At 53.5% G+C, this 26,368-nt stretch carries 22 protein-coding genes; 10 read left to right on the top strand and 12 right to left on the bottom strand.

Features of this window, described 5'->3' with window-relative positions:
- Positions 1–16: 16 nt before the first annotated feature.
- The 7 genes from ACT3UM_RS21350 to ACT3UM_RS21320 form a co-directional block, all read right to left on the bottom strand.
- Positions 17–430 carry a hypothetical protein gene (locus tag ACT3UM_RS21350; RefSeq protein ID WP_498902064.1) on the bottom strand — a complete coding sequence of 138 codons (414 nt, stop codon included), beginning with the start codon at positions 428–430 and terminating at the stop codon, positions 17–19.
- 577 nt (positions 431–1,007) lie between these two features.
- Positions 1,008–3,095 carry a hypothetical protein gene (locus ACT3UM_RS21345; protein WP_498902063.1) on the bottom strand — a complete coding sequence of 696 codons (2,088 nt, stop codon included), beginning with the start codon at positions 3,093–3,095 and terminating at the stop codon, positions 1,008–1,010.
- 135 nt (positions 3,096–3,230) lie between these two features.
- Entirely contained in the window at positions 3,231–4,598 is a 1,368-nt protein-coding gene (locus ACT3UM_RS21340; protein ID WP_498902062.1) for a hypothetical protein, read from the bottom strand.
- A gap of 1 nt (position 4,599) precedes the next feature.
- The gene (locus ACT3UM_RS21335) at positions 4,600–5,358 is read right to left on the bottom strand and encodes a type-F conjugative transfer system pilin assembly protein TrbC (RefSeq protein WP_498902061.1); all 759 of its coding nucleotides are present in this window, start codon (positions 5,356–5,358) and stop codon (positions 4,600–4,602) included.
- A gap of 203 nt (positions 5,359–5,561) precedes the next feature.
- Positions 5,562–6,569 (bottom strand): TraU family protein, encoded by a 1,008-nt coding sequence (locus ACT3UM_RS21330; RefSeq protein ID WP_498902060.1) that lies wholly within the window; start codon positions 6,567–6,569, stop codon positions 5,562–5,564.
- A complete protein-coding gene (locus tag ACT3UM_RS21325; protein ID WP_498902059.1) occupies positions 6,566–7,267 on the bottom strand; it encodes a hypothetical protein in 702 nt (233 codons plus the stop codon). The genes ACT3UM_RS21330 and ACT3UM_RS21325 overlap by 4 nt, the downstream gene beginning before the upstream one ends.
- The gene (locus tag ACT3UM_RS21320) at positions 7,245–7,820 is read right to left on the bottom strand and encodes a helix-turn-helix domain-containing protein (protein ID WP_498902058.1); all 576 of its coding nucleotides are present in this window, start codon (positions 7,818–7,820) and stop codon (positions 7,245–7,247) included. The genes ACT3UM_RS21325 and ACT3UM_RS21320 overlap by 23 nt, the downstream gene beginning before the upstream one ends.
- On the opposite strand from ACT3UM_RS21320, the gene ACT3UM_RS21315 reads away from it, so the two are divergent.
- Complete coding sequence (locus ACT3UM_RS21315) at positions 7,819–8,361, top strand: hypothetical protein (protein ID WP_342583252.1); 543 nt, start codon at positions 7,819–7,821, stop codon at positions 8,359–8,361. The two genes, ACT3UM_RS21320 and ACT3UM_RS21315, sit on opposite strands and share 2 nt — an antisense overlap.
- A gap of 5 nt (positions 8,362–8,366) precedes the next feature.
- Here the strand turns inward: ACT3UM_RS21315 and ACT3UM_RS21310 are convergent, their stop codons facing one another.
- On the bottom strand, positions 8,367–8,714 hold the full coding sequence (locus ACT3UM_RS21310; protein ID WP_498902057.1) for a DUF2274 domain-containing protein: 348 nt from the start codon (positions 8,712–8,714) through the stop codon (positions 8,367–8,369).
- 143 nt (positions 8,715–8,857) lie between these two features.
- Here ACT3UM_RS21310 and ACT3UM_RS21305 point away from each other — a divergent pair, with 143 nt between their 5' ends.
- On the top strand, positions 8,858–9,475 hold the full coding sequence (locus tag ACT3UM_RS21305) for a helix-turn-helix transcriptional regulator (protein WP_342583250.1): 618 nt from the start codon (positions 8,858–8,860) through the stop codon (positions 9,473–9,475).
- 1,388 nt (positions 9,476–10,863) lie between these two features.
- Here the strand turns inward: ACT3UM_RS21305 and ACT3UM_RS21300 are convergent.
- The gene (locus ACT3UM_RS21300; RefSeq protein ID WP_498902056.1) at positions 10,864–11,400 is read right to left on the bottom strand and encodes a hypothetical protein; all 537 of its coding nucleotides are present in this window, start codon (positions 11,398–11,400) and stop codon (positions 10,864–10,866) included.
- A gap of 196 nt (positions 11,401–11,596) precedes the next feature.
- The gene (locus tag ACT3UM_RS21295; RefSeq protein ID WP_498902055.1) at positions 11,597–13,951 is read right to left on the bottom strand and encodes a DNA topoisomerase; all 2,355 of its coding nucleotides are present in this window, start codon (positions 13,949–13,951) and stop codon (positions 11,597–11,599) included.
- Between the two features lie 478 nt (positions 13,952–14,429).
- On the opposite strand from ACT3UM_RS21295, the gene recD2 reads away from it, so the two are divergent.
- The 8 genes from recD2 (at position 14,430) to ACT3UM_RS21255 (ending at position 20,420) form a co-directional block, all read left to right on the top strand.
- Positions 14,430–16,604 carry an SF1B family DNA helicase RecD2 gene (recD2, locus tag ACT3UM_RS21290; RefSeq protein ID WP_498902054.1) on the top strand — a complete coding sequence of 725 codons (2,175 nt, stop codon included), beginning with the start codon at positions 14,430–14,432 and terminating at the stop codon, positions 16,602–16,604.
- A gap of 84 nt (positions 16,605–16,688) precedes the next feature.
- A complete protein-coding gene (locus ACT3UM_RS21285; protein ID WP_498902053.1) occupies positions 16,689–16,958 on the top strand; it encodes a hypothetical protein in 270 nt (89 codons plus the stop codon).
- Positions 16,959–17,038: 80 nt separating this feature from the next.
- The gene (locus ACT3UM_RS21280) at positions 17,039–18,061 is read left to right on the top strand and encodes a hypothetical protein (RefSeq protein ID WP_498902052.1); all 1,023 of its coding nucleotides are present in this window, start codon (positions 17,039–17,041) and stop codon (positions 18,059–18,061) included.
- A gap of 9 nt (positions 18,062–18,070) precedes the next feature.
- Positions 18,071–18,352: a hypothetical protein gene (locus tag ACT3UM_RS21275; RefSeq protein ID WP_498902051.1), complete on the top strand. Its 282-nt coding sequence runs from the start codon at positions 18,071–18,073 to the stop codon at positions 18,350–18,352.
- A complete protein-coding gene (locus ACT3UM_RS21270; RefSeq protein WP_342583431.1) occupies positions 18,339–18,743 on the top strand; it encodes a hypothetical protein in 405 nt (134 codons plus the stop codon). Before ACT3UM_RS21275 ends, ACT3UM_RS21270 begins: the two co-directional genes overlap by 14 nt.
- Positions 18,740–19,231 carry a hypothetical protein gene (locus ACT3UM_RS21265; protein ID WP_498902050.1) on the top strand — a complete coding sequence of 164 codons (492 nt, stop codon included), beginning with the start codon at positions 18,740–18,742 and terminating at the stop codon, positions 19,229–19,231. Before ACT3UM_RS21270 ends, ACT3UM_RS21265 begins: the two co-directional genes overlap by 4 nt.
- 29 nt (positions 19,232–19,260) lie before the next feature.
- Positions 19,261–19,782, top strand: a complete 522-nt coding sequence (locus ACT3UM_RS21260; RefSeq protein ID WP_498902049.1) for a hypothetical protein — start codon at positions 19,261–19,263, stop codon at positions 19,780–19,782.
- Between the two features lie 59 nt (positions 19,783–19,841).
- The gene (locus tag ACT3UM_RS21255) at positions 19,842–20,420 is read left to right on the top strand and encodes a hypothetical protein (protein WP_498902048.1); all 579 of its coding nucleotides are present in this window, start codon (positions 19,842–19,844) and stop codon (positions 20,418–20,420) included.
- A 2-nt stretch (positions 20,421–20,422) separates the two neighbouring features.
- On the opposite strand, the gene ACT3UM_RS21250 is transcribed toward ACT3UM_RS21255, so the two are convergent.
- Together ACT3UM_RS21250 and ACT3UM_RS21245 are read right to left on the bottom strand one after the other, a co-directional pair.
- Positions 20,423–21,907, bottom strand: a complete 1,485-nt coding sequence (locus ACT3UM_RS21250; RefSeq protein ID WP_498902047.1) for a hypothetical protein — start codon at positions 21,905–21,907, stop codon at positions 20,423–20,425.
- A 522-nt stretch (positions 21,908–22,429) separates the two neighbouring features.
- Positions 22,430–26,035: an SIR2 family protein gene (locus tag ACT3UM_RS21245; RefSeq protein ID WP_498902046.1), complete on the bottom strand. Its 3,606-nt coding sequence runs from the start codon at positions 26,033–26,035 to the stop codon at positions 22,430–22,432.
- Positions 26,036–26,368 lie beyond the last annotated feature (333 nt).

Raw genomic sequence — 26,368 nt, 5'->3', positions numbered from 1 at the left:
TCCATCCTGCCGGCTATCATGGGCAATCCTCCAGCGTTACGCTATCAGCACTGAATATCCCAGCTGCCCATGCTGCTGGGGCGATGTAGCTACGGCTATCAGGCAGCGGTACTTGATGGCAGCGGATAGTCATAGATGAACTATCGTCCAAAGGATGAAGGCTTATGAGGTGTCCTGGGTACGACGCAAAGACTAGAACGCCGATATAACCTTGTGGCAAATCCTCTGGCGGCTTGCCACCGAGGTTCTGCGACCAGGCATTGATCCAATCTAACTGGCTGGTCAACATAAGCGACTTGCTACGTAGCGCCCCAGCATCATGGCCGCCGTATAGCTTATGCGTGGGTTCATTTGCGCTTTCCTGCGCAATTGCAAACACTGCTATGGTTGCTGTTACCAAGCACAGTGCACACTTAAAGAGAGTTTTCATTATTTATTGTTCCTATCAAAGTACCCGCTGGGCAATCGGTCTCTACCCCCAGCTCCACTAACGCTCGGTAGCATAGTGTTGGGTAGTGATCTGCCACCGGGTATAAGTGAGTCAAGAAAGGAATTCCACATGCTGTATTCAAACTGCTCGGTATAAGCAATGCCTGAAGTAGTCAAGAAGGTAATCCTGCCGGAATAGACAACACTTCCATTGGGTGTAATTGTCCCCTCCTTAGTGCGGTGGCCATACGTATGGTAGGCGGGAGTGCCAGGAATCACTGTCGTCGGACTGGAGCCGTCACCCCAGTCGACAACGGCTTTTTCAACACTTCTAATGTTCTGCCCACCGTGTTCAAAGGAGGAGTAAGTGAGCGATACATCAAGCTGGGTTTCTAGGCCTACATACCCATTATTGGGCGTAAACATAAAAGGCCTATGCCCTGCGTTCTGCACCACTTCTTCAGAGCCGGCTGCTCCCGATGCTAGCGCTTCAGCTTGGGCAGTGATTCGGTCTACTGGGCTCCCGAAGGAACCCGTAGATGCCAATGCCATCACCACACAAGTAGCTTGAATAAAAGCTATCTTGCCCATGTCTGGTTGAACTCCGATTGTGCTTTTTCCGACAACGTTTCCACGTACTCCGAAAAGTCCATATCGCCGAGATCAAGTGCAAGGAACTCGTCAATAGTGAACCCGGTACAGTCTGGGTGGTACTGGCGATCGTAAGTTGTGGAGGCCTTGGTCACACAGCTACCCAAAACCTTGAGCATGCACGGCTCGTACTTCTTTTCTGAGTAGGTGTACCACGGCTTAGCGGTAAGAGTGACTTCAATTGAAGCTCTAAACTCACATTCCTCAACGGAACATCCTCCTGTGAGAGTCACAGGGGGACTGTTGCTGACATAGTGTTTCAAATTGGTGATGTCATTCTGAATGTTGACTTCATTCCACGCCGATTCGGGGCGGCATTCATAAGATGACCCGATACACATCCGCAGCCCTCTGGTAGGAGAGTCGGTGCCTAGTGGATTGGTAAATGCCTCGAAGTGAACATTGTTATGCGCCCAAGAAAACTCGCCCCATCCATCATTAGGGAAGTTGATTGGCCACTTCATATCTAGGGGGATGCGCATCTGGCCACCAGCGCCAGCTTTCCAAGCGTGAACTTTGTATTCACAGCTACCATCTTCAAAACACCCGCCTTCTACAACCGAATATCGGTTGATCGCACGGGTGTGGTGATCTTCCGCTGCAAGGCGATGGGTTTCCCAGCCCGGGCTAAAACCATAAACAGGGTGATCAGGCGGAGTCCCGCATGAGGATTCAGAGCAGACCGCAGCATAAATGTCTGGGCTTGAAGGGCAGTCGTATCCAGATAACATCGAATTGGTAAACCCTTCATCGGTAGAGCACTCCTCTTTCCATTGCCAGAACCGCACTCGATTGCCGTTAACATTTAGCTCGTTCGACCATCCTCCAGCAGCATTGTAAAAAGGAAACTCAATGCGCCTGGTAACAGCTCCACCTGCGTTTTGCGAAGCCAGCTCGGCAAGCTGTTCTCGACCCTGCTCTTGGATAATTCTTGCAAGCATCGAGTCAAACTCACACCAGCGCTGGTATCTATCTACCTGAGTTTGGGTGTTTGCAATCGACCATGGCCTTGTCCAATGGGCGCAAATTTGCTTCGCGTAGGACATGTCACCTTTTGCCGGCGCGTTATAAATATAATCTGCGAACGTGCATAGAGTGTTATTGGTAGGGACAAAGCCGGGTGTAACTTGGACGGCTCGTTTTGCCATGCGTGCAGCTGCAAGCTCTACATCTTCTAGGTCGCAGTAGTCAGCTCCGATTCCCGTTGCCATTGAGATAAAGGAGCTGGTCAACACAACGTCTTCGGGGTCTTCCTGGCAGCATTGCATGTGTTCAATAGCATTCAGAATGTCTGCCGATGCAGTACCGGCTAAGACAGCCCCAAGCGGTCCACCAAAATACGTTGCCAAAACGGTTGATACGGTCGCATTGAACTCCATCATGCGACGAAAATCGCTAGTTATGGCTTTGCACTCTCGCTCCATGCCAGAAAAGATACGCATGTTGTCATCAAATCCACCCTCGGCAGCGATCATGTCCATTACCCCTGCCGCGGCTATGGCGTCTGAAAAGGCGCCTTCGTCATCGCTAACTTCAGGCATAATCTCGTAGTCGCTTGGATCGCATTTACCATCCTCCCGACATGTATACGTCTGCTCCTGCCGAACGCATAAACCATCTTGCTTGCTGGTGCAGTCGTAGCTCGTGACATTGCAGTTGGGGTCGTTATTGCAGCGTGGTGTCTCACCTATGTAACAGCGCTTAGTTACCTTCTGGCCGACAACATTCCCAGAAGCATCTTTTATATCTGTGCTGGTTATATCAGGGCCACAGCCAAAAGAAGTGTCAGCACTACATGTGGATTCACTCTTTTGCCATTCTTCGATCCAGCTGTCAGGAAGAATGCGTGAGTATTGCGAATAGGTCGCTGGATAAGTTTCTCCAAACGTGTTTACCAACTCCCAGTCATCATCGTTCTGTAGTGCTTCGAGGTTGCATGTGTGGCTATATGGATCGCCGTAACATCTATAAGTAACGGCATATTCCCAGCATTCTCGTCTGACTGTTTCACCCATTATTGTTCTAGGGGCAGAGTCAATACATGTCTCTCCGACCTTGTAGCACTCTTGATAGTCGCTTAAAGCCCCAAAGGTAACCTGAGGCATTATTAGATAAATTACTAAAGCTATTAGATGAATATATTTCATAGTTTATAACTCAGGCCGTCTGCTTTCTAAACCAGTACATTCATCGATCACCCTATCTGTGAACTCGATTCTCATTGGTATAGGGAAGCTATTTGAACCTGAATAGCTAATGTTCTTGCAGGGGTTTTCAAAGTAAGCTGTGACATTGCAGGTAGTGCCATTACAGCTCTGCTGGTAAGCTACTCGAAAGCATTTTCTTCCGCTGAAGTCCTCTATAACAGTTGTTTTAGGTACATTGGTATTTAACCCGCCACTGACGACATTTGAGTGAGGGCCTGTATGACGTGAACCATCTGACTTCTTTACCGTGTCATAGACAACTCGGTAGCCTTGGTCTTGGCAGAAAAAGTTATATCTGAGGTAATCGACGCAGCTAGGGCAGGGGTCGCTTGTTATAGTTAAAAGGTGATCGCCATTTTCACATGTAGGAATTTTAATTCCCGTCACTTCAAGTTTTCTAGCGCAGCTAAACTCTTCGGAGTCTCGTTTTACCTCACACTCCCGCGATTCAGGTTCACATGTAACGAGTCTTGTCGGTATATCGACTACGCATGAATCTGTTGTAATTTTATCCGGCTGACATTCGCCACCTGCATTGATATCAAGAAAATCAATTGTCCTTGGGTCGTTGGGGTCACATGAGACTGGAATATCACCTTCACTGAACAGTTGGTTTATCTGATTACCAAGACATTTTGAGCGATCATCAGCAAAGTTACTGCCACGCTCAAAAGTAGGGTTATCCCGAACATCGCTAATTGTATTTGATGGATGATTGGGATCTTGATTGACCCTATCATTCCCTTTCTGACGCATATCATTGCCACCCCATGCATCCCCGTGAAGTTGGTGCATAGTCATGGTGCAAGACGATGAAGAGCATTCAGCCTCGACTCGATATGCTCCGTACAAGTTGCCTCCGCTGAAGGAGGCTTCTCCTCCAGACGGTATTTCTCTTGTGACCGTATAGCGATCATCGCTACACCGTATCCCCTGAGTTAGTGCGTCACATACGGATACGCTGATCCGCTCAAGCTCACCATTGTTGCTTTGTTCACACTCTTCGATAAAAACTCGGATGCCTCCTGCCGTGAGCCGAGCCCCGTCGCGACATCTAAAGTTTCGCTGCTGTTGCTGCTTAACCTGGAGCCCCACCTCTCGTCCAAGTTCACCAGATGTTTTCGTATCCTCAAGCCCCAGATTCGATGTAGCAGAGCGGAACGCATTGCTTGGGTTGAAATCTCGAGCCCAGGCCCCCCCAGCGTTCATTCCCGCTTGGTTAGGGGTGGCCATTGCCACGTCGCTCAAGGGCACGAGGGCCGCAAAAGCGGCCCCCATGGCAAACAGTTTTAAGCAAGAGCCCTTCGGCATGTCAGTCCTCCCAGAGATGATCAGTATTCTGTCCCGCGGGACCAACAGCCGGCCCCATTGGCGTGTCGTAAACTTCGCGATCAGTGCCTTGATACCGCTCACGGAGTCGTTGTGCGTTGCGCTCAGCTAGCTCGTCGCTCAGCGACTCCCACTGAGCTGATGCAATGCCTCCCTGCTCAGGAGCACTTTCGGCGCCCTCGCCCTTGAGCGCGTTGATGTAGACCTCAGCATTGCTGGCACCGCCTTTGTTGAATTGCTCTAAGGCATATAGGGCAGTTACTGACCCTTCTGCCTTCCAGTAATCCTCTGGGTTGCCCTTAGGGCAGCCCTGGTACTCAAGCTGTTGGCCATCGATCTCGCCGATTTGGCGCTTGGCGGTCTGACACACGCCCATGGGATCTTCCTTAGCAAGGACAATCGTGGGTACGGTCTCAATCTCGTAGGTGTCGAATAGTCGCGGGTCGATCTGAATCGGTGCAGTCATGCCTCCAGGACGTAGTACCTTCAGCAAGCGTTCCATGGTGAAGTCACGGAGGGTCATACCCGGCTCCACTCCGCGCAGAACTAGCTCACCTCCAGCTCTAGCTGCATCAAGCGCATAGCCACGGATCAAGCTCTCGGGCATAGAGAATGAGATAAAAAAATACAGCCGATCCTGCTCACCAAGGTCTAATGATTCCCTCAGTGCTTGCCATTCAGCGGCCATTTTCGGGTCGGCAATTCCTCCCGTCTCGCCTTGAGCCCGGACGTTATCAAGCATATCTGTGGCGGCTGTTCGGCCTGCAGTTGAACCACCTGATCCAGTTCCCATCGCCTCGAGGATGGCCTCTGGGCTCCCCTGTCCAGTGAACAGGCCACTAGGTGCCTGTGTGCCTTGTAGAGCGGAGAAGGCGCCCTGAGCGGCCTCTACGGGTGATTGTTGGCATAACGCCGATGTGCTTATTAGCGACAGAGTAATAGCGGTCAGAGTGCGCAGCATTGCTTACCTACCCAGATTAAAAATGCGGAATCAGTACGAACGGCGGTGTTTGCGGGTGGCAGCATCCCCCAGCGGAACTCAGACATTCCAAGGACTGCGGTTTGGTTGCTGGCAACCGGCGCCACTGGATCAATACGGTATTGGCTGCGAATCATGTTCGGTAGGTAAACGGATTGGCATTCAGCCCATGGACCGGTAGTTGATAACAGGCCCGCCATGCGCGTCTTTCGCTGCATGTACTTTCCAAGGACGTGTAGATTGCCTCCTTGGGGGGAGCTGTGAGTGGTGCTTGAGCCAGTTAGGGGATACACGACGCCCTGAGAGCCCTGGCACCAGAACATCATGTCTAGGGGACGACCCGCTGCAGAAGCAACGGCGTCAGGGATGCACGAAAGAGCACCAACTGGATTCGCGAAGAGAGCAGACTCTGGAAATGCGATAGATGTCCATGTGTCATCTTGCCAAGTAGCGTCGACCTCAGTGAGGTCTGCAAGATTAAACCCGGAGGTGTTCATACACCCCAGCGAACTCATCATGTTCAGTGCGCTGAACAGAGGGTAGATATACCAATGGATCTGCATCCTGGTAACGCTGCTATCTCCACGTCCCGAGCCATACGTTTGGTTTGAGGTCAGGGAGTCGTACCCGGAAAGCACCTGCGTGCCGCCGAGAGTCGACATACAGCCAGGTGTTCGCGCCACTTCAGCCAGAAACGTTGGCTCCCAGAACGTCATGCCGATCCCTGGCATGTCGATGCCATAGGGCCCTGGACACAAGCAGATTGGGTCCATGTGCATAAGGGAAGGATTTGACCCACCGCCCATGGAAATTCCAGCTACCGTTACCGGAAACATGTTGTTCCAGTTCGGGTCGTTGATAGGATTGAAAACCTCTCCCCGACATGCGGCTGAACCCGATAACGGCGATGCACTATAAGCGCTTCCCGTTGTGAGGGCTGCAACAGTCAGAACAGAGAGTAGTAACCTCTTCATGGCAGGTGTTCCTCCAGGGTAGTGACATCGTAGGGATAGGCGAAATGGGTCACTTCGATAACGTTTGGTTGACTGTCCCGAACGCCTGCTAAAGAGGGGGTGTGCGTGATGCCCAGCCGGTTGAAATGCCACTCCTCGGCGAAGTACACGGCATGGCCAAGCTCCGAAGCCAAATTGCCAGGGTCTCCGGCTGTGACGATCACTGTTAAGTTGGCTGGGTGGCGGGCCTTTAGGGTCATGGCCAGCTCACGTTGTTCATCGGCTCTAAGGTCAACTACGAGGAGCCAGTTATCAGGCTGTATGTGCTCAAGGGGGTTGACCTTGGTGCCGGCCTCATAAATGACCCCCCACTGGTATGAACCATCGGGTTGTCGCTTCAGGGCTTCGATGTCTTCTTCCAGCGTATAGGAGGGATCTATGAAATTGGTTTCGGTGTGCTCGGCTATCGGGACGAACCAGTCAGGGATGTCTTGAGTATGACTCTGCGCCTGGCCTGTCATGCGCTCATTAATGGCCCCCCAGTCGACACCATGGGCCTCGGCCACTATCGCAAGCCGCATGTCTGGCTCTACGATTTCCCAGGTAGGACCAAGTACACCCAGATCCTGGTCGGAGGCAAATGCGTTCGCGGATAAAGCAGCTCCTGAGAGCGCTACCGATAACGCTGCAATTTTACTATACTGTACTACGATTTCCATTTTTAAGGCGTTCCAATCTGCGGTAGACGCTGCGCTCGGTCATGTTCGCTGCGGCTGCTATCTCAGCAGGCGATAGGCCTTCGCAGTGAAGAGCCAGCAGGTTTTCATGAGACAGCTCTGATCGAGCTGAGCGTTTGGGGAGGTCGATAAGATGCGCTGAAGCCATCGAAGTGGCCTCAACGTATGCCTCAGGGTCAACGTCGATTTCGTCGTTGAACTCTTCAGTGAAACCAGGAATCTGTTCAGCCATCAGATCAAACTGCTCAGCCCTGGGTTCGCTATCAGGCTGTCCAGCCTTGTGAACAGTAACTGGTAGGATGGTGTGGCGGCGCCATGTACTGACCGCCAGGAAAGCCGCCTCACCAGCATATTTCATGATCGCATCATGGGAATATGAAGGGTCATATTCCTTAGAGAACCAGGCTACATAAATTTCCTGTTTCATGTCCTCCTGCCACTGTCTGGGGATATGCAATCGGGCTGCCGTCCAACCAACAAGTCGCTGCATCTCAGAAGGCGGGTGACTTGCCAAATATTCATAGAGGTTAGTCATGCGTGACGAACTCCTGAACGATCTGATCAACACGCTTGAAAGGCATGGTTGCGAGATCAAAGTCAGCATTCCAACAACCCGAGGGCGTGTTGTACGCAGCACTACCGACAGTGATTTGGCTCGACGCATTGCGACTCTGCGAGACGATTACGGCATGACATTGGCCAAGATAGCTGAGCACTTGACGGCGAAGCTCGAATGCTCGATTTCTGTGGCATCCATACATACCTGGACAGGGGGAGCGATCCCAAGAAAGGTGGCCTATGACAAAGTGCTCAATGCCATTGATGAAATCATGGAGGAGAACGACGCCATTGAAGGCGGTGCTTGGGTGGACTCCAACGAAGTAAAAGAGACTGTGGATCGCTGGATGGAGATGATGACCCCTCGCCAGATAGCCGTAGCTGCAGACGAGGCTGTTACCTCTGTTCGCAGTTGGGCCACAGGCAATCATCGTGTTCTGCGTACCAAGTGGAAGCGGGTTGTCCCCAAGGTTGAACAGATGTGTGAGATCATCCAAGCACAGCATATCGAGACCTAGAGCCCTTATACCTGGCGTTGCTCACGCTGATGGCTTTTACCCTCAGCGTGAGTACCTGCCTCAACTTGGCCAGTTGAGGGGCTATTTTCAGAGCCACTTTGTTGCTGCTTTCCTTCCTGTTGTTTCGCCTCCAGCTTTTTCTTACGCTCTTCCTCCTTCACGAACCGTCTGAATTCGCGGTCTCTGTCCATGACATTCGTGAGCATCAGGTCTACCAGATCGTTATTGGTAACCTTCTCGCCGAAAGTCTGTTGGTACAGTTCCTTGTACTGCTCAAGTCGACCGAGCGTTGACTCTGGGAGATGCAGGGAAACTGTTTTTTTGGGATCGTGCTCGATGCGGCCGATGAGCATTGCTTACTCCTGGGTTAAGATGTACGGATGCAATCTTGCCGCTGACAAAGCGGCGCTGGATAGGCGAAAAGTATTAGAATTTGTTATCCGGTATAGTTCTATTTGACTAGAAGACATGCCAGCTGGCATATGGGGAGAGAGACTTGGATCAGGGAAATAGAGATAAAGACCTCAGTAAGGTCATCGAGGCAGGTAAACGAAAGAGTGGATCAGGCCCTAAGGACGGACAGAAGGGAAAGCCCAAAGGACCTAGATCCGACTTCCTGCAAATAGGGCCGGAAACACCCGGCTACAAGCTCGTTCAGATAATCTTTGAACGAGCCGTAGGCGAAGGACTGCCTTCTACGGACTTGGCTGACCACCTTGGCATTGCTCCGAGCACGCTTAGTCACTTGAAAACTGGGCGAAGAGTTGCCAGTAGCCTAGGGCGGGATGTAATTGAAAGATTCGCAGAGTGGCTTAACTATCCGGTTCTAGCCGTTATGATCCTGGCCGAACAGGTACATCTCGGGGATTTTTATTCACCACAAAATGATCTGGATCGCGCCATTGATCGGGCTCTCCAGTTTATGGCTGATGACCCTGAATGGGGTGGGATGATGCCCAAGGACTTAGAGGGCGCTTCCACGCACATGAAGTTATGGAGTGTGTGGATGTATGAACGCGCCACAAAGACACGGCTAATTACGGGCGGAATTGATTACCTGGACCTACTGAAGAGCATGGATGAATTCAGGGGGGAATATCCCAAACAACAATAGCTATCCCCTTTCCATGATAGCTTGCTGCTGGCGAGGCGCGTGGCGTTTGGGCCATAGAGCAGGCTTGAATGAGTTGAGGACAAGAGCGGCTGCTAGCCAGGACTAGGGAACCTCCCCCCGACTACCCTGATTTGATTATAAGGCCGTGATCCGTTCGAGTTACAGCGAGCAATTTTACTAGCTCCCTTCGGCCATCTCAATAACGGCCAATTTCCAGGCTTCCCTTTGTTTGCATATAAGCATCTAATTTTAGGCGGTATTTTAGCATTCTTGAACATCGTTTTGTGCGCATCTTTTCCGCTTTATGAATGAATAAATGTGGATCATCGCGAGTGTTATTGTTGTGTTCACCGTTGCAGTTATTCTTCAGGTCAACGAGATCACATGAGCCGCTTCGCGGCTGAAAAAGAAGCAGGCCACAACATGCCTAGTTTTGCGCAATAAGAAGGCGAAAAACCGCCCCCAAGTCACTTCGTAGAATTGGGCAAGGGGGCCTGCAGAGTTGATGATATGATCCTTGCAGATAGACCGCTCTTGCACGCCACGAAAAGCACATGGGCCGCTTCGCGGCAGAATACGAGGCAAGCCTCGAAACGCCTAGTATTTGCGTTCACTTAATCCGAAAGCCGCCCCATTTCAACTTCGTTCTTACCTTCTTTTTCCTCCTAGCGCTCACGCCTCGAAGGCGCCAGCATTGAGCGCGGTGGCAAGGCTCCCCTACTCCCCGAAAAGGACATTATCCCCGTTGCTGCTCACGCCTCGAAGGCGCCAGCATAGAGCGCGGTGGCACGGCCTCCCCACTCCCCGAAAAGGACATTATCCCCGTTGCTGCTCACGCCTCGAAGGTGCCAGCATAGAGCACGATGGCATGGCCTCCCCACTCCCCGAAAAGGACATTATCTCCGTTGCTGCTCACGCCTCGAAGGCGCCAACATCGAGCACAGTGCCACGGCTTCCCCACTCCCCGACAAGGACATTATCCCCGTTGCTGTTCACGCCTCGAAGGCGCCAGCACTGAGCGCGGTGGCATGGCTACTAAACCGCAAGATAATCGTTTACATGTCGTAATTGTGGTTGCAATCAAGCGGTTGCTCCCTGCATACCAGAACACCCCTGCCCTACCCTTCGTTGGCTCTGGCCACGGACGTTTGGTTATATCCTCCTCTAGGTACATAGATGCACATAGAGTGCTTACTTAGCACGCGGTTCTACCTCTCTGTTATGAGGGGAGAGTATATAGCGAGTGACCATTGCTACGAGTTGGAGCATCGCGGAATAGTTGCCATTGCGGTGTGCCTCTATGCACCCCCACTAGGCAAAAAAAATGGCTCATAGAGTGAACCTACGAGCCATATACAAAGGTGCTTTCGTGCGCTTAAAACAGGCGTCTAGTTATCCTCATTACGTCCTTGTTGGCCTAGCTCTGGTCTATAGTAGCGTGCAGTGCCAATGGCCTTGTTGATGCGTTTTAAATGGTCAATAAAGCGTGCTCTACGCTCAATCAGTACGAGTGCTTCAGCTATCAGTTCGCGTGCCTCCTGCGGCACGGTTTTCGCCCTTGCAGCAACCCCGGGACGCTGTATCCTGACGGCGTGCCAGGTTGAGGGTGCGTGCCGACTATGTTGTTGTCGGTTGACCCATTTACGCCATACCGGGTGGGGGCATCCCAAGCATCCATAACCACACCGGCTAACATCTAAAAGTACCGCCCCATGGGTGCGTGGCTGGGCCTGTCGGATGCGCTCAACGATGTCCAGTAACTGCCTTGTGTACTCCCCCATAATTGCCTCTATATCAGCAGTCAATGCGCCCACCATTAGCTCTGCCTCGTGAGCTAGCACCTCCCTATCTACAGTGCGACGTGATCGACGTTGATTGGTGCTCGCTTCCTGCAATTCATCGTCGTCGTGATGTGCTTCGTACATAGTGATTCCTATCGTCTTCTATGACTCTTCAGGCATGTTGCTCTGATTGAATTAAATTGGTCTGAATGGGTAGGTCTGACAGGTATTTTAATGAACGCCTTCCTTGGCGAGGGGGGCCTTGTTCGGTTCCTTTTGACGCGCACGGCCTTGAGTTATAGCCCCGTCCAAGGGGTGGCCGGGGTGCCTCTCGGCGCGGCTAGCGTGGGTGGTCGTTGAGGAACACTCGGCACTCCTGCATTGAGGTGCGGGCAGCCTCGGGTAGCGGCACTTTGTAGCGCTTCGCTGCGGACTCTGCGGCAGCTATCATTTTCGCGGTTGGGGCCTGGATCTGCATGTACTTGTCGATGAACGCTTTGCACTCCCTGAAACAGGTCAGCTCTCCGTTCAATGTCACCTCATTCTCATCAGCCAAGCGCATTGCTAAAGCCTTCATCCTGTCAGTAGGGGGCGCTGCCTGCTGCATTACCTCGTCCAGGAATGAACGACACAGATCGAAGCTATTTTCGATTCCCTCTGGTAGCGAGAGGCTGCGTGCAGCGGCTAGCTTGCGTGCAGCGGAAATCATGTTTTCTGTGGGGCCATTGGCTGTTGCCATAACTGCCTCAGGTGCATTGTCCATGATGTCGATTGCCTCTTTGATGCGGGTGGTGATGAAGTCGCGTTGAGCGGTTATGAAGGTGTCGCGGGCGTGCTTAGCCGCTGTGTCGCTGGGGGCGTTCTGGATTGCATCAAGCTGTCGCTCCCAGGCGGCTGTCACACGCACATCGGAGAGTTCTGCGGGGGTGTTGTCGATGAATGCGCGGCCTCGCAGGGTGGAGACAATTACCTGCTGTTTTCCCTGTCGCTTGGTGGCGATGTATTCGCGATCGAACAGCGTCTGGATGACCGTATCCCGGGTGGCTGGTGTGCCGATTCCTTCAGCCTTTCGTAGGGCTGCGGCATCTTCTCCATCGACATGCCGGCCTGCATTAAGCATGGCGCTCAGTAAGTCGTGAAGCGTGAACGGTTTGGGCGGCTCGGTGCGTGCCTCGTGGAGTCGTACAGCCTCGACGGGAATGTGGGCGCCGGCCACCAGTGGAGGCAGGTCATTCTGTTCTTTGTGAGCCTTGAAAGCGTTCATCCAGCCGTGGTCGATGATGCGCTTGAAGGTGCCAGTGAATAGCGCTGGCTGGCGCTCTAGCACGTCCTCAACATCAATGCTGGCGCTGACACTCAAGGACTCAACAGTTGCTGCTGGCAGGAGGGCCTGAATGAATTGCTTGGCACATGCCAGGTAGACCTTTCGTTCGGCCTCTGTGCGAGCTGTAAGGTCGGGTGTCTTGCGCGTTGGGATGATCCCGTGGTGGTTCATCGACTTGTCGGTAAAGCAGCGTGGCCGTGGCGCTTCGTTGTCCTCCATGCAGTGCCGTCGACCGGCCTGACGTGCTGGCGCCATGAGCGAGTCGTCAGCCTTTGCCGCGCCGCCCAGGATCGCCAGTAAATGGTTCCGGTTATACATGCTGGCGGGGAGTTCGCCGTGCTCTGTCCGGGGGTAGGTCAGGTAACCATCACTACGCATTGAGTCGGCCGCTTTGAGCGTCTGGGTGGCCGTGAGGCCGTGCAGTTTGGACATGTCACGCTGGAGCGCTGTGAGGCTGTATGGCAGCGGCGGATGTTTAGCCGTCTGCTTTGTCTCAGCCTCCAGAATGGCGGCAGTATCGGCAGCCTCGAGGCGCTTGGTGAACGCCAGCATGGCAGCGCGATCCAGAAACATCGGCTTGGCGTCATCCTGCAACTGGATGCCGCTGGCGCCAGCTATTGGTGGGGCTGGCGAATAGGTCAGCTCTCCCCCGCCCAGGGTGATCTTTGCCTGGTAGTGATCCACTGGAACGAAGGCTTCAATTGCGCGATCGCGGGTGACAACTAGCCCAAGGGTGGCGGACTGTACGCGGCCAGCCGACACGAGCCCAGCCTTGCCCTTGCCTTTGGCTAAATCGCTACCCATGAGGCCTACGCGAGCGGTTGCCGTGTATGCACGGACAAGGTACTGCCAGAACCCATCTGCGTTGGCGCGGGCCTGTTGAGCCCGCCAGAAAGAAATGGTTTCCGCGGCATTTCTTAGACGCTTGGCCGCGGCTTGAACATCGGCCGCTTCCATAGAGCCGGTCAGCCACATCCGCTTCACTGTACCCCTGTACTTTGCGTACTGCAGGATCTCGTACCCGATGGCTTCTCCCTCTCGATCAGGATCGGATGCTAACCATACTTCGGATATTTGAGAGAGTTCTTTTTTTAGGTTTCCCAGGTATTTTTTGCCGCGCTCGGTAGGTGTCTGGGGGAATGCGGTAGGAAGTGGCAATAGACTGCTAGGGTTGCGCCAGTTGGCCTCTGGGCTCACCACAGAAGGCTCAACAGGCCCCAGCAAATGACCAGCTGCCCAGACTAGGGTAAGGGTTACACCATTCCAGGTGCCGGTGTAAGCGTTTCCGCTGCGGGTAAGACTTAAAGCATGGGCAATTTTGTCGGCTTGGTCGGAGTGTTTCTCACACAGAATGAGTGCTCGTGATGTCATCCTGAATATCATCCTTCGGTAGAGGAAAATGAGCGGAATACGCACCGCTCAGAAGCAAGCCGACAATACGTGGTCTTACTATTCAAAAGTGTATTGCATAAATAGAAAGTGTCGTATAGTATAGCAAAACATAGGCACGAGAAATAGAGATACACCCTCTGCCAAACGAATTAAGTGGAATGCGCCCGCTATCTCCTCTCTCCCCTGACACGGCTTCGGGGATGCGCATCAGCCGTCTGGTCGTCTCGGTAACGGGGCTACCGGGGAGCCTTCTGAGTTAGCCCTGATCCGGCTTCTCTCTCTCTCTCTCAACTCAGAGAACTCAGAGAACTCAGAGGGCTCCCCAGTAGCAGATCCAGAGTTTGAAGTCGGGCACGGCCCGGGCGTGCTGACATGCCGCGCTCCCCTTTAAGAGCCTGTTTCCCTGTACCTCACCCGGCCTCCCCAGCCGGGTTTTTTTTATTTGCGAGGGCGATTCATGGACAACCTGGAGGAATTGAGCGGTGTGGTCTGCGCCGTTCGTTTCGTTGGCGAAGAGGGATTTCAGATCCTGACTGTGCGCGATGTACAGGAGCAGGAGGTGGCACTTGTGGCCGTTTGCCAGCCGCTGAACGAGGGAGAGTATGTGCAGGCTCGAGGCGTGTGGAGCACTCATCCCAAGTTCGGTAGGCAGTTCAAGGCCGAACGCCTCATAACCCAAATACCTCATGAGTCCAAAGCGCTGGGCGCTTACCTCGCAAGTGGCAAGGTAGCCGGCATTGGCCCCAAGTTCGCCGCTCGACTGGTTGCTCACTTTAGGGATGGGCTGCGTGATGTTCTCGGCGATGAGAAGGCATTGCGGGCTGTGTCGGGCATCGGGAAGAAGAAGGCAGCGGGGATCGTGGCAAGCTGGAGCGAGCATCAGGAGGCGCGTGACGCACTGATCTTCCTGCAGAGCCATGGCCTCGGTGCTTCTCGTGCGATGGCTGTCTTTCGTCAGCTGGGCCAGGAGACCATCAAAAAAGTATCCGCCAATCCCTACCGTACCTTGTTGAAGACCCGTGGCATCGGGTTTCGTATTACCGACGCAATCGCGCAGTCTCTGGGCTTCGAATTGACCCATAGGGATCGACTCATCGCGGGCCTTCGCCATGTCGTGGATGCACGGTCAGCTTCAGGGCACACCCTGGCAACCTCGGGGGAGTTGGCCTCGGAAGGCGCGCAGCTCATCGGGGTCGATGTGGCACGCATGACCTCGGTTGTTGAGCTTTTGCTGGCGCATGAAAAGCTCATCAGCGTCGAAGGTGGGCTGGTGGGCCTGCCTTCGCTGGTGGAGGCAGAGAGAACCATTGCCGCGGCGTTGCTGGCGCGGGCAGTGCTGTGGGATGGCGACAACCTGGCACGAGTCGACGGTGAGCTGTCGGATGGGCGGGTACTCAGCGAAGAGCAGCGCCAAGCCTTGGAGACCTGCCTTGCGTATGGGGTGGCTGTGCTCACGGGTGGCCCGGGGGTGGGAAAGACCACTGTGACCGAGGTGCTGGCGCAGACGCTGGATGATGCTGGCCTTGAGCTGGCGCTGTGTGCGCCGACTGGCCGTGCTGCCCGGCGAATGGCAGAGGCAACCGGACGGCCGGCGTCGACTATTCACCGTCTCCTGGGTGCTGGCGCCAGCGGCTTTGAGTTCAATGCGGGCAACCCGCTCGAAGCGGACGTGGTGATTATCGATGAAGCGTCGATGGTCGATGTGCTGCTATTCCGGGCGCTGGTGCTGGCGCTACCTGACCATTGCCGGCTCTTCATTATCGGTGACCAGGATCAGCTGGCCTCGGTAGGCCCGGGGAACGTATTGCGTGATGTGATCGCCTCGGGCGCTATCCCAGTGGCTCGGCTCCTACAGATCCGCCGCCAAGGGCCTGGCTCGCAAATCACCGTCCAGGCGCATGCGGTCAACCAGGGCAACGCCCCCCAGTCTGTGGCAGAAAGTGACTTCGAGATTGTCGAGGTGCCGGAGGGCAGTGACTCCGAGCTGGTGTGTCAGGTGGCCTTGCGCGTGGCCACGGAAGACATGCTGGCGCATGGCTTCGATCCTCTTCATGAGGTGCAGGTACTGACGCCTATGCATGGTGGGCCGGTCGGTACCCGTGCGCTCAATGAGGCACTGCGTAGCTTCCATATCCCGGGTGACCGTGGCTCGGTAACGATCCATGGCCGCCGCTGGGCGCCGGGTGACAAAATCGTGCAGACCGAGAACGACTACAACCGTGATGTCTTCAATGGCGACCTCGGCTATGTGGTGACGGCTGACCCCGAGGAAAAAACCGTGCTGGCGCGGTTTGAGGACCGCGAAGTGCTGTTCACCAGTGATGCCCTCGGCAAGCTGCAGCTGGCCTATGCGATGACCGGACATAAGGCGCAAGGGTCAGAATTCCCGGCAGTGATCATTCCGCTGGCGCGATCGCACTGGCACATGCTGGAACGGCAGTGGCTCTATACCAGTATCACTCGTGGCAAGCGCCGTGTCGTACTGGTTGGCCACCCTTCTGCCATAAGGCGAGCAGCCCGTCATGTCACCGGGCGGCGCAGGCTCACCTCGCTACCTCTTTGGCTGCGACAGCCAGCACCACCTATACAACCGATTCATAAAGGAGTGACCCATGGCCAACGGAGCGCTTGAAAGCGTGGTGCGGAAGGGATATGAGGCGCGGGACCGTGAATCCCAGCCCGGGCACACTGCTGCGATTGTGACCGGGGGTGTGGCATGACCAGTTTCCTCTCCCTCCTCTGGGTCGGCGCTCTCGTTTATGCCGTCTTCCTGACTGTAAAGCTCATCATCGGCCGGGGCGATCTCAATGATCGCCGCTTTCTAATCAGCTGGATGATCGCCTGGTCGGCGCTACTGGCGCTGACGATCAGCATCCGAATGGCCACGTCTGAAACTAAACAGCCGCCGCCCTCAGCACCGAAGCTAGGGACGCCGATGGCCGTTGTCACCTCAACAACCGGCAAATCGGCGCCCAATACGGACTAAATGAACGGAGAAATCCCAGCTCTCTTGGAGAGGGGACTAGGGAAATTAGCAGTGTGTGAGCTTTGTGGAGAGTCAACGTAATGGGCAATCAGTCGCCGACAACTCGGTTCATCGAAATGGCACTACCGCTGCTGGTGCTTGCTGGCGCGATCGCGCTACTTCAGGTTCATGCTATTCAATTCTGGACTGAATTCATCGGGCCGATGGGGTGGGCATGGGCAGTGCTCCTAGAGGTCGTTGCCTTGTGGCTTTGGTATCAGCGCCAGCTGGCACGGCGAATGCTGGCCATGGTAGCCAGCGTGCTCACACTTACTGGCCCCGTTTATATGGTTTGCGAGCCCCTTATTGAGGAATGGCAGTCGTCGTCTCACGTCGACGCCGGCCGGGAGCTGCGGATCGAGAGGCTGACGCTGGAGGCCTCGCGCCTTGAGGAGAGTATCGAGACTTTTCGCGCTAATAGTGAGGCTCGTGCTGGCTGGCTCGAACCGATACAGGACGCACAGGTCCGTCTCGCCGAGGTCGACAGCCAGTTGGCGACTCTCGTGGCAGCGCCCCCGGCCGTGGCCTCGAACTGGCGCCAGCAGGCCGTGATCGGCATGCAGACGGTGGCGCTCCTGATTTTCCAGCTGGCCGCGGTGCTCGCTATCACCACTTTATCCAATCAGCGTCAGCAAGCAATCACAGAGGGTGTCACCCCGCGCCCTACCTCCTCTTGTGACAGGTTGCGCAAGGAACCGCCCGGCATTGGGCAGAACTTGGTTGTGGCAGGTGCGCTACAGACCGAGGCCGGCACATGCAACCTCGAACCGGAGCTGGGTGTGCCCAGTATGAGTGAAGCGAATAATGACAGTGAGCTGGGAAAGGGAGGGTTCGCGCATGCCGATATTGTCGTACTGCGTAATGTCCTGGAGCAGCTGCTCGAGGACCGAGAAATGACACAGGCCGCGTTTTGTCGTGAACACGATTTCTCGCCGAGGGATCTTTCGCTGCTGCGCCGACACGAGGCGCGCTGTGCAGCGGGAGAGCGGACGATCTCCATCACAGCCTTAGATCGGCTGGCCGAGCTTCTTCGGAGTCAGACAGCCAGCTGTGCTGCAACGTAGGGTGTAGACATGGGCTCTGCACTCCATGAATCAAACAAGCAGGATTTGCTCGCAGGCAGCGCGCTTGTGGGTGAGCTTCATGAGTACCTGCGTCATCGTGCCGTTATTGAGCAGGATCTGCGGCGTGTTGGCATCACTGATACCACCCCTCTTGAATTGGCCGATCGCATCATTGCCGATGCGATGCACTCAGCTTATGCCTGCATGCTCAGCGCCCATAAGCTGACCCATGCCGGTATAGCCAAGGGGAGAGAACACAATCACAGGAGACAAAGCGATGGCGAAACCTAGTCATTGCAAGGGCGAGCTGGTCGCACTCTCAAGCGGTGGGGCGACCCATTACCAGTGCAGTGGGCTATATCGTGCGCTGGTGGACATCAACCTGGGCGAGCTTGCCGAACAGTATTGCCGGCAGGCCCCTTATCGCAAGGCGACACTGGATAGTCTCAACAAGGGCATCGTAACCATTGACGACATAAACGCGATGGAGGCTTCCGGTGCCTATGCACATCGGGACATCTCGGATATAGGCTTTGGCCAATACTTGATTCATCGCGGCTATTTACAACTTGCGATGATCAATGAGGTTCACTGTGGCGCTGGTTTTTCTCCCGTTCTTGTGCGGGAGTCAGCTAATGCACGAGCACAGACGCTGAGTCAGCTTTCGGGTGGCCATGCATGAATGCCATCGCCCCGCCCCCCATTCACTTTGATACGCCAGATAGCACTATGACCGAGCGAGCCTCATGCCCAGTTTGTGCCTGTCAGGACAGCCCAGACTATCTAAAACGAAACACCGACTGGTTTCATGCCCACTGGCTGGTGTGCCAGCGGTGTGGTTACCAGACCACCACACATTCCTCCTACGAAGCGGCCGAACGTGACTGGGACAAGGCTTCACTCGGCCGACAAGCAGAAGAAGCAGGACTGCTTGTACCGGCCATTCAGGTCTTTTCGATGCGTGACTTGGAGCTGTTGGAGTCGCTTCAGAAGGAATCCTCAGAGGGTGATTGTGCGCGTACCTATCTTGTCTCCCGTGACTCACTGGTGCGGTGGAAAGAGGTCGCCCGCCTGGGTCGTGACGAAGTAGACGAAACACTGCAACCAGCAGTCGCGTCTGTCGAGCGGGAAATAGCTGACTTACTTCAGGCTCAGTGTGACGAGGACTGATGTCACCTCGCTGTTGCAAGGAGTGAACGATGCATAATCATCCGCGGGTTCGGAAAGAGGCTACCTGCCTCGCGAGGCAGGTAAGTCAACAAATATGCCAAGTCAGAGGGCTTAACCATCTCTTTACCCACTACTCGATTTTGCAGCAGCTAACGAACGCCAATGAGTGGCTGCTTCGTTTGGCGGTCGATGATTGGAAATCGATAAATGATATTTACATTGAGTTGCCGAGACTGAGTTTCCCCGTTGCGTTTCTCGCGATCAGAGATGGTATTGTTAAAGCGCTTTGGGATCGTCTCGTAGACTTGATTGCACTTGAGGCCGGTAAAACGGTGCCAGTCACCATGAGTCAAGCAGATGAAGCCACCCGACAAGCCCTGCTGCCGGTAGTGAGTCAGTCGGAGTGGTTGAAAATGTGTAAATCCACACCGTACTTCAACGTTAAGCGTCGATTCATGGGGCAATACGTGCTCGAAGCCTTCCCCAATGAAGCCGCAACTACAAGAGAGAGCCTTCCCGCTCATTTGAAACATACCATCCCGGCTCGTTAGCGCTTCACTATCGCGGAAGGTGCTCTATCTCGCACCCATTAACTACAGAGGAACCCAGCATGGCCGAATACCTTCATCACGTCACCTCGCCGCAAGCGGCGCATCACATACTGTCGAGTGGGGTATTCCAGCCATTCTCGCATGACGTGCTGTGTGCTGATGCCTGTTTGAATATGCTGTTGCTCAATGCTGACGGCGAGCGATTGCCTCAAGCTGGGCAACAGCAGATTTTTGGAGGATATGGCGTTGTCCTGGGGATTAAATGGGAAGGGCCAGTCGAGACCCTGGGTTCGTGGAGCTATAGCCCTTCAGCTAACGTCCTCTACCACCAGCCGTGGAATCAACTTAGCGCCGCCTCTGTTCTTGAGCCTGATGCGTATTACCGTAGTTTGGTGAGGACTGGCACAAACCAGCATCTATCGATCACAGAGATCAGGGTCGATCCCGATGTGATGGCTGAGGAGTGGGTGAAAGGCTCCCTTCCCAAGGACTTGATGGGCGCCTGGCGTTTCATCCCTGCGTTTGTGCGCCGTCTATTTCGTGCGCATGGCGCCAGCCAGGCTGCCCAGGCGTTATCTCGGCAGGTTGGTAGCCATGGACGCCCCCTGATCGTGGCGGGGCCAGCCGAGGCACTGTAGCTCTATGGCAAAAAATGTTGTTCGAATGTGTTGAGCAAGGCTTTATCGTTCAAACCTTTGACTAAAGCACGTAGCGCCTCTCCCTCTACTACAAAGAGTTCGAATTTTTTGGCATTCGCAAGCCGCGTCTTTTCCACCCTCTCATGCGCCTGTGTTGACAACGCCCCGCTAGTCCAAAGTTCAAAACGTGGAAGCGGATCTGACCACCCAAGGCTTTGCAGATGATGACGGACACGAGTAATGCGTGTGGTCAACCATAATCCTACAGCCTCATCATCAACGAAGGTGTCGGGTGCGACACCTTTGCATTCAATCATTTGTGCCGTGATGCCTTCGTTTAGATGATAAACATCCACTTCTGCATCGCCGTCTGCACCCTTGCATATTTTATTTAACTTAACTTGTCCCGCTGCCGTTTTTCGTACCACCTCGGCCACTAACAACTCGAAGAAAGCGCCCCGCATGTTGCCGACAGCACCTTCTAATTTACCGAACGTTGAGAAAAGTTGATCAAACTTAACAGGGTCGATGACACCTTTGGCAGCCTGCTTGAGCGTTTGGATAAGTTCCCGAAAGCCAGTGGCTATGTCTTCTCCGAAAAGAGATTTTGGGGTGGCTGGGATGATGCCAGCCGAGCGCAAAGCTCTGAATGCATCCGTATCGTAGCTATGTGCGACCAGAATAAACATGGTCCGCCCGATATTTTTGAGCGCATTTAGTGACCGGACTTTATGCAAAAAAGGTTCAACATGTTTAAGCTTTGCGTGGTCGATCAATAATATATCGCATACTACGTAGCCTGGCTTAATCCCTTCATCCTTCTGTCGAGTGATTACGGATGTTAGGTAGCTTGGAGCAGTCAAATCCCAGTTAAAGGTGCCTACACGCGGCATCTCCGACTCACGTGTCCGAACAGAGTTGTAACTCACCATAGCCAATCTTCGCAGCCATTCTCGAACACTATCCAATAGGATGCTCTCTGCGATGAGACGAGATCGGGTAGCAGCCGCTAGTTTATCCAATTGGTTCTGATAACGTTCATACGTCTCCTTGGTCATCACGCATAGCCCCAGCCCAGGGAGAGGTTTCTCAACTAACACATTCGCGGAGACCATGCGATCCAACAGTGTTCTTGCGGAGATTTGCTTTTTCTGTGCAATAGGCGCACCGCAAGAGCCTTTAAAATGTTCCAGTGGCACAGCGCCACGTGCCTGGACAGCCCCTAAGGCCCTTGCATAAGGGCCGTTTACAGTGAAGATAGCTTTATAAAGGTTTTCCCAATACAGGGGAGATGCGAAGTGGTCTTCGTGATAAAGAAATTTTACCCCTCGACCAAAAGGAAGATGCGCTAGCCGCTTAATCCGTAAACCACCTCGGCTGACGCGCTGGCGCGCCGCCTGTTGAGATAACCCTAAGTGGGTTACTAGGTAGTCTGTCAGGTCAGTGCTCAAGCACGGACCAATAGCTTTCAGGGTATCGGCTAACATGTATCAGAATCCAATGTCACAGAGCGCTATTTATAACATTCCACTACGTGGCAGGGTCGTTTTTTTTCATGGTTAAACAAAGGTGTTTAAAATCAGTCTTTTAAATTCCATAAAAGTTATTGATTATACGGTTTTGTCACAGTGCTGATGTGATCGTAGTTTTAGTATGGCTATTTCCTCGACTACAACAGTCCTATAACTAACCGTTGTAGCGTAAATAGCTGTGCCGCATTCAGCGGGTTATCTGCGGCTTCAAAACCGCTTGAATCTGCCGCGTGTTTCTCGCTCGTGGCGCCAGCCAGACCGCCCAAGCGTACTCGGCAATGGTTGGTAACTTTGCCGCCCGATGGACGTGGCGGGGGCCAGTAGAGGATTCCTTACAACCCCCTTCCCTGGCCAGGGGAAATTGGGTTGCCCCTCCCCTTTTCAGTTGACACCCGACCAAAGGCCCTACAGGCATCTTCCTACACCTGCTACATGTCGTCATGGTGCCCTGCCTATTGCCGTAGAGCGTATGCATGATCATTCATATCGGACGGTACGCTGGTTTAACCCTTGAAACCGCCTATCCACTTCAATCGTAGGTTGAACTGCAATTAATCGATCCAATATCTCGTGAACCTCATATAGATCTCGTGTACTACCAGCACCAAACATTGTCCACAGCAGAGTCAATGTCTCGCTAGGAAATGTCTCGGGTACTTGCGACTGGGAAATTGAATGTATGACATAATGATTTTCGGCTTCTTCAAGAAAAGGATGCAGCACTTTAAGCGCCTCTGGGAAGGCATCTCCTGAATTTACGGCCAACTCTGCGAAATTGGGAGTAAGCTCCTTCTCACGCAGAGACCGTTCGCGTGGCCACACTGCAGCTATCAATGGCTCAATGTAGCTTCGCCATGCCGTGGAAGGATCTTCCTTAAACTGAGCAATCCACTGCGTCAAGTAACTTGCTGCACCCACGCGCAAAGCTGGCGGCCCTTCTCGCAGAGCCTCAGCGATGTCAGTAAGCGTAAAGCCCCAGTCCGTAGACTTTGACTCACCACTTACAATAGACAGCGCAGGCGAAATGATCTTGGAGGCGACAACATTGGCGTTCCCTTCGCTATTGACCTCAGTAACACCGCGAAGGATATGCATGCTAAACGCTCTATAAGCAGATGGTGATAGGCGCCCACGCTCGACGATAACCGATCGCAACGCAACGGCTTCGCTAGTATCTCCTCTAAGAGCCGTATCAAGGGCCTTAGCAATCCGGCCCTCCTCAAGCGAGTCGACAAATCCAGCGGACACTACAAGTATTGCACGCGCCATCACACCCTGTCGGCCGACGGCTAAAGCGGCTTGAGTTATCGCATTGAGTAGAGCCTGGTCGATAGGCTTGCCTGATTGCTTTTGTTCACTGATGTCGCTTAATGCCGCTTCTGTCAGACGCCCTCCGGGAGAGTTGATAGCCTCATCAATTAGATCAGAAGCCGGCTCAAATGGAGTCGAGTCATTATTCACCGCAATGGTGAATAGCTTCGGCCACCATTTGGGATCGATAGACGTGTTGCGGTGTTGAGAACTGAAATAAAGGGTTGCAAGAGAATCAATAATCAGCGAGAGAAATTCGTTGGTTGCAGGCTGTAGCGCTGAGAAGATGTCAGTCACAAGACGGCTTTTGCGAGGATCATCATCATTGTTCGCATGCGACAAGGTGTCGATAAAACCGCTCCAAAGCAATGCGTTCGGCTCGTCGAGTTCTTCTTGCATTAGTGTGTCGTATGCGCCATAGGGATCGGCTTGGCAATAGGCTCTCCAACCCTGTTGTTGCTCTATGTCTTGGCTGTGAATAGCTTCGCGTGCGATTTCAAGCCGATCTGTGTCAGAAGCGTCGATTATTGGCTGAGCGTCACCCTTGACCCACCGCACACCAGACGAGTAGGAGTCAAAAAAGTCCCGGTCATTGATCTCCCGAGCAAGATAGTCGCGCCGCCTCTTAATTTCCTCTAACTCCGCCGCACCCGCATCGGAAAGTCTACCAGCAACCTCTAGCATATTGAGCCGCAGCCACACGGCGGTATCGAGAGCATGATCACGCCAGTCGGCTTGCCCTAGCTCTATTTCGTATCGAGCGAAGTAATTTTGACCTTCGGTGAGAATGCGGTGTTCGATGAGGGCTAACGAATCCGCATCGGCATTCGTTGAGCGGTCTCGCAATACGAGGGCTAGTTCGCGGCGCAACGTCCAGAAATCGGTGAGAGTAAGAGACATCAGGCCTTCAATTGCTTCATTCGCAGTGAATAACTTGTTATTGCGCAACGCATGGAGCCAAAGTCGGGTACCGAGCTTGCCTGGCATAGCTGCCCACCCGGCAACAAGATTGCGCGTAGCAAGGCAATCCGCGTCTGCCGCTTCAGGGAGTTTGCTAGCCAGTAGTTGTACGAGGTAGATCAAGCCATCACGATGCGCATTTTGTTGATGCGGCTCAATCGAGGGCACGTTGTTACTACTTCTGTCATAGTCCCCGCTGATCTCGCCGATGTCGAGCAAGAGTCTGACCACCGACGCTAGTTGCGCGGTTGCAATGGACATAATGACCTGAGGCTGTGGATACTCGATAAGAGCATTCATTAGCCTTTCTGCGACGACTTCATCGCGCAATTCAAGCCTCGCCCATGCGAGATGATCAATTCTTTCAGGTGGCTCTGTTGCAGGTTCATTATAAAAGCTGGTGAGTTTTGGCCTCAGGTCGAGCACTGGTGTAAGAAGCCTAACAGCCCGCTCCAAGTCGTCATTAAGCACTACTGTACTTCGGAGCACTCGTTCGAGCATAAAGGACGGCATCGCCCCATCGAATTTGTTATTAAGTCTCGGCTCGCTGATTGAAAACAAACGCCACGCACGTACCCAGAACTCCGGGAGCGCTTGAAGCTGCTGAAAGTAGCGAGATATTTCATTTGCGAACGGCTTCCCTAACGTACTTAACCATTCTATCGCCAACTGAAATCGGTCAGCTGATTTGAAATCACGAGCGATCCACGCGGCAAGAATCCGGGGAGCCTCTTCATCACTCCATAGCTTGCGAGCAGCCAAAAAGTCGAACCAATCCGCATCCCCAATCGTTGCTATGGCAACCCCCCAAAGGTCGCGATGTCCGCGGTACAGCCAAGCAATGCGATCAAGCTCAAGAGGATCAGCATCGGCAAAGGGTTTTGCGAGAATTTCACGTGCCCATTTGTGACGTGTCACACTAGGCCGCTCGATTACTTCGGCAAGTTTTTCAAGATCGTGCCAAAGAGCGCTGTGACTTTCTTCATATTCATAGACAATCGGCTCTACAGCCAGTGCCTCCCAGCGAGCATCTACATCCTCCTGCGCGTTTACGGCGTCAAGGGCGTAAACTCGATGCAAATCGGGAAAACGCTGGCGGTCAGCCTCAAGCACATTCAGAAAGTATCTAACGGGTGCATCACCAGCACGATACCCAACCAGAACAATTGTCTTACATCGACACAGATCAAAGAGGAACCGTGAGGCCCACCCCGCTCGCATGTAGGCCTCACCATAATCTGCGCTTGTAATAACCAATGGTGTAGCATTGAGTCCGAGGTTTTCATTCTTGACGCGGCCGTGGAGGTGGATAATGCCACCAAAGTTAGAATGACCCGGTGGGGGGAGGTCTTGGCCAGCAAAACTAAGTGATATTATTTGCTCAGGGTCTTCTTGTTCTGATAGTGCCTGTTCGAGCATCGTGTCGAAATTTGTGGTGATGATTAATGGCTGGTTATTGAGATTACGAGACAGTTTTAAGATGGTGCGATGGTGGTCAAGAACAGGGTCAGGAGGCGAATCAAGCAATCCCATGATCGTGCGTGTTAACTCGGCTGGGTCGACAATTCGGCGACTGCCTGATCCTAATACTTCCTCGTAGCGTTCATCCTTATAAGATTGTTTTTCTGATGCGCTCATATTTAAGTGAAGGTTTTCAAAGCACTGATCTACCAACTTTTTAAAGGTGGGAAGTTGGGGGGCACTGATGCCAGCACCACATAGAAACACTACGTCGCCAGCTAACATGGCATTTACCAATTGGCCTGGGAACGCTGGGCCTTTATCGGAAAACTTTAGGCTTTCCATCTGCATTTCCTCTCCCGCTAGTTTCGTAGCAGGCTATCACGCAGATAGGCATACCTATTATTTTTTCCTAAGTGGTCAGCAACCACTTGCCTCGCTGGGACAAATTAAATCGCCGCGGTTTTGTGGGCTGATAGCCCGTGGCGCTCCACTTCGGCCTTTTTACAATTGTTGATGTTTCGCTTGCGTAACAATTAGGTTAGCCGGGATATACACTCCGTGAGCAGCGGTGGCTGCTCAGTTGGAGGAGGTCTTTAATATTCAGGTGTTTGGTGTCGTAATTTCATATCGTTATTTGGGGGCGGGCAGAATGCCCCCTAACCACGCAATGACCCGCAACCG

This window comes from Halomonas sp. AOP13-D3-9, from assembly GCF_052379125.1.
Taxonomy (GTDB): domain Bacteria; phylum Pseudomonadota; class Gammaproteobacteria; order Pseudomonadales; family Halomonadaceae; genus Vreelandella.
This window is presented reverse-complemented; position numbering and strand designations above follow the sequence as displayed.

Excerpts from the sequence above, each read along its gene's own strand:
- ACT3UM_RS21340 (WP_498902062.1), bottom strand. The coding sequence starts at position 4,598 with ATGCCGAAGGGCTCTTGCTTAAAACTGTTTGCCATGGGGGCCGCTTTT.
- ACT3UM_RS21325 (WP_498902059.1), bottom strand. The coding sequence starts at position 7,267 with ATGGAAATCGTAGTACAGTATAGTAAAATTGCAGCGTTATCGGTAGCG.
- ACT3UM_RS21245 (WP_498902046.1), bottom strand. The coding sequence starts at position 26,035 with ATGCAGATGGAAAGCCTAAAGTTTTCCGATAAAGGCCCAGCGTTCCCA.
- ACT3UM_RS21330 (WP_498902060.1), bottom strand. The coding sequence starts at position 6,569 with ATGAAGAGGTTACTACTCTCTGTTCTGACTGTTGCAGCCCTCACAACG.
- ACT3UM_RS21285 (WP_498902053.1), top strand. The coding sequence starts at position 16,689 with ATGACCAGTTTCCTCTCCCTCCTCTGGGTCGGCGCTCTCGTTTATGCC.
- ACT3UM_RS21265 (WP_498902050.1), top strand. The coding sequence starts at position 18,740 with ATGAATGCCATCGCCCCGCCCCCCATTCACTTTGATACGCCAGATAGC.
- ACT3UM_RS21350 (WP_498902064.1), bottom strand. The coding sequence starts at position 430 with ATGAAAACTCTCTTTAAGTGTGCACTGTGCTTGGTAACAGCAACCATA.
- recD2 (WP_498902054.1), top strand. The coding sequence starts at position 14,430 with ATGGACAACCTGGAGGAATTGAGCGGTGTGGTCTGCGCCGTTCGTTTC.
- ACT3UM_RS21315 (WP_342583252.1), top strand. The coding sequence starts at position 7,819 with ATGCGTGACGAACTCCTGAACGATCTGATCAACACGCTTGAAAGGCAT.
- ACT3UM_RS21345 (WP_498902063.1), bottom strand. The coding sequence starts at position 3,095 with ATGGGTGAAACAGTCAGACGAGAATGCTGGGAATATGCCGTTACTTAT.
- ACT3UM_RS21295 (WP_498902055.1), bottom strand. The coding sequence starts at position 13,951 with ATGACATCACGAGCACTCATTCTGTGTGAGAAACACTCCGACCAAGCC.
- ACT3UM_RS21275 (WP_498902051.1), top strand. The coding sequence starts at position 18,071 with ATGGGCTCTGCACTCCATGAATCAAACAAGCAGGATTTGCTCGCAGGC.
- ACT3UM_RS21320 (WP_498902058.1), bottom strand. The coding sequence starts at position 7,820 with ATGACTAACCTCTATGAATATTTGGCAAGTCACCCGCCTTCTGAGATG.
- ACT3UM_RS21300 (WP_498902056.1), bottom strand. The coding sequence starts at position 11,400 with ATGTACGAAGCACATCACGACGACGATGAATTGCAGGAAGCGAGCACC.
- ACT3UM_RS21270 (WP_342583431.1), top strand. The coding sequence starts at position 18,339 with ATGGCGAAACCTAGTCATTGCAAGGGCGAGCTGGTCGCACTCTCAAGC.
- ACT3UM_RS21280 (WP_498902052.1), top strand. The coding sequence starts at position 17,039 with ATGGGCAATCAGTCGCCGACAACTCGGTTCATCGAAATGGCACTACCG.
- ACT3UM_RS21335 (WP_498902061.1), bottom strand. The coding sequence starts at position 5,358 with ATGCTTGATAACGTCCGGGCTCAAGGCGAGACGGGAGGAATTGCCGAC.
- ACT3UM_RS21310 (WP_498902057.1), bottom strand. The coding sequence starts at position 8,714 with ATGCTCATCGGCCGCATCGAGCACGATCCCAAAAAAACAGTTTCCCTG.
- ACT3UM_RS21255 (WP_498902048.1), top strand. The coding sequence starts at position 19,842 with ATGGCCGAATACCTTCATCACGTCACCTCGCCGCAAGCGGCGCATCAC.
- ACT3UM_RS21250 (WP_498902047.1), bottom strand. The coding sequence starts at position 21,907 with ATGTTAGCCGATACCCTGAAAGCTATTGGTCCGTGCTTGAGCACTGAC.
- ACT3UM_RS21260 (WP_498902049.1), top strand. The coding sequence starts at position 19,261 with ATGCATAATCATCCGCGGGTTCGGAAAGAGGCTACCTGCCTCGCGAGG.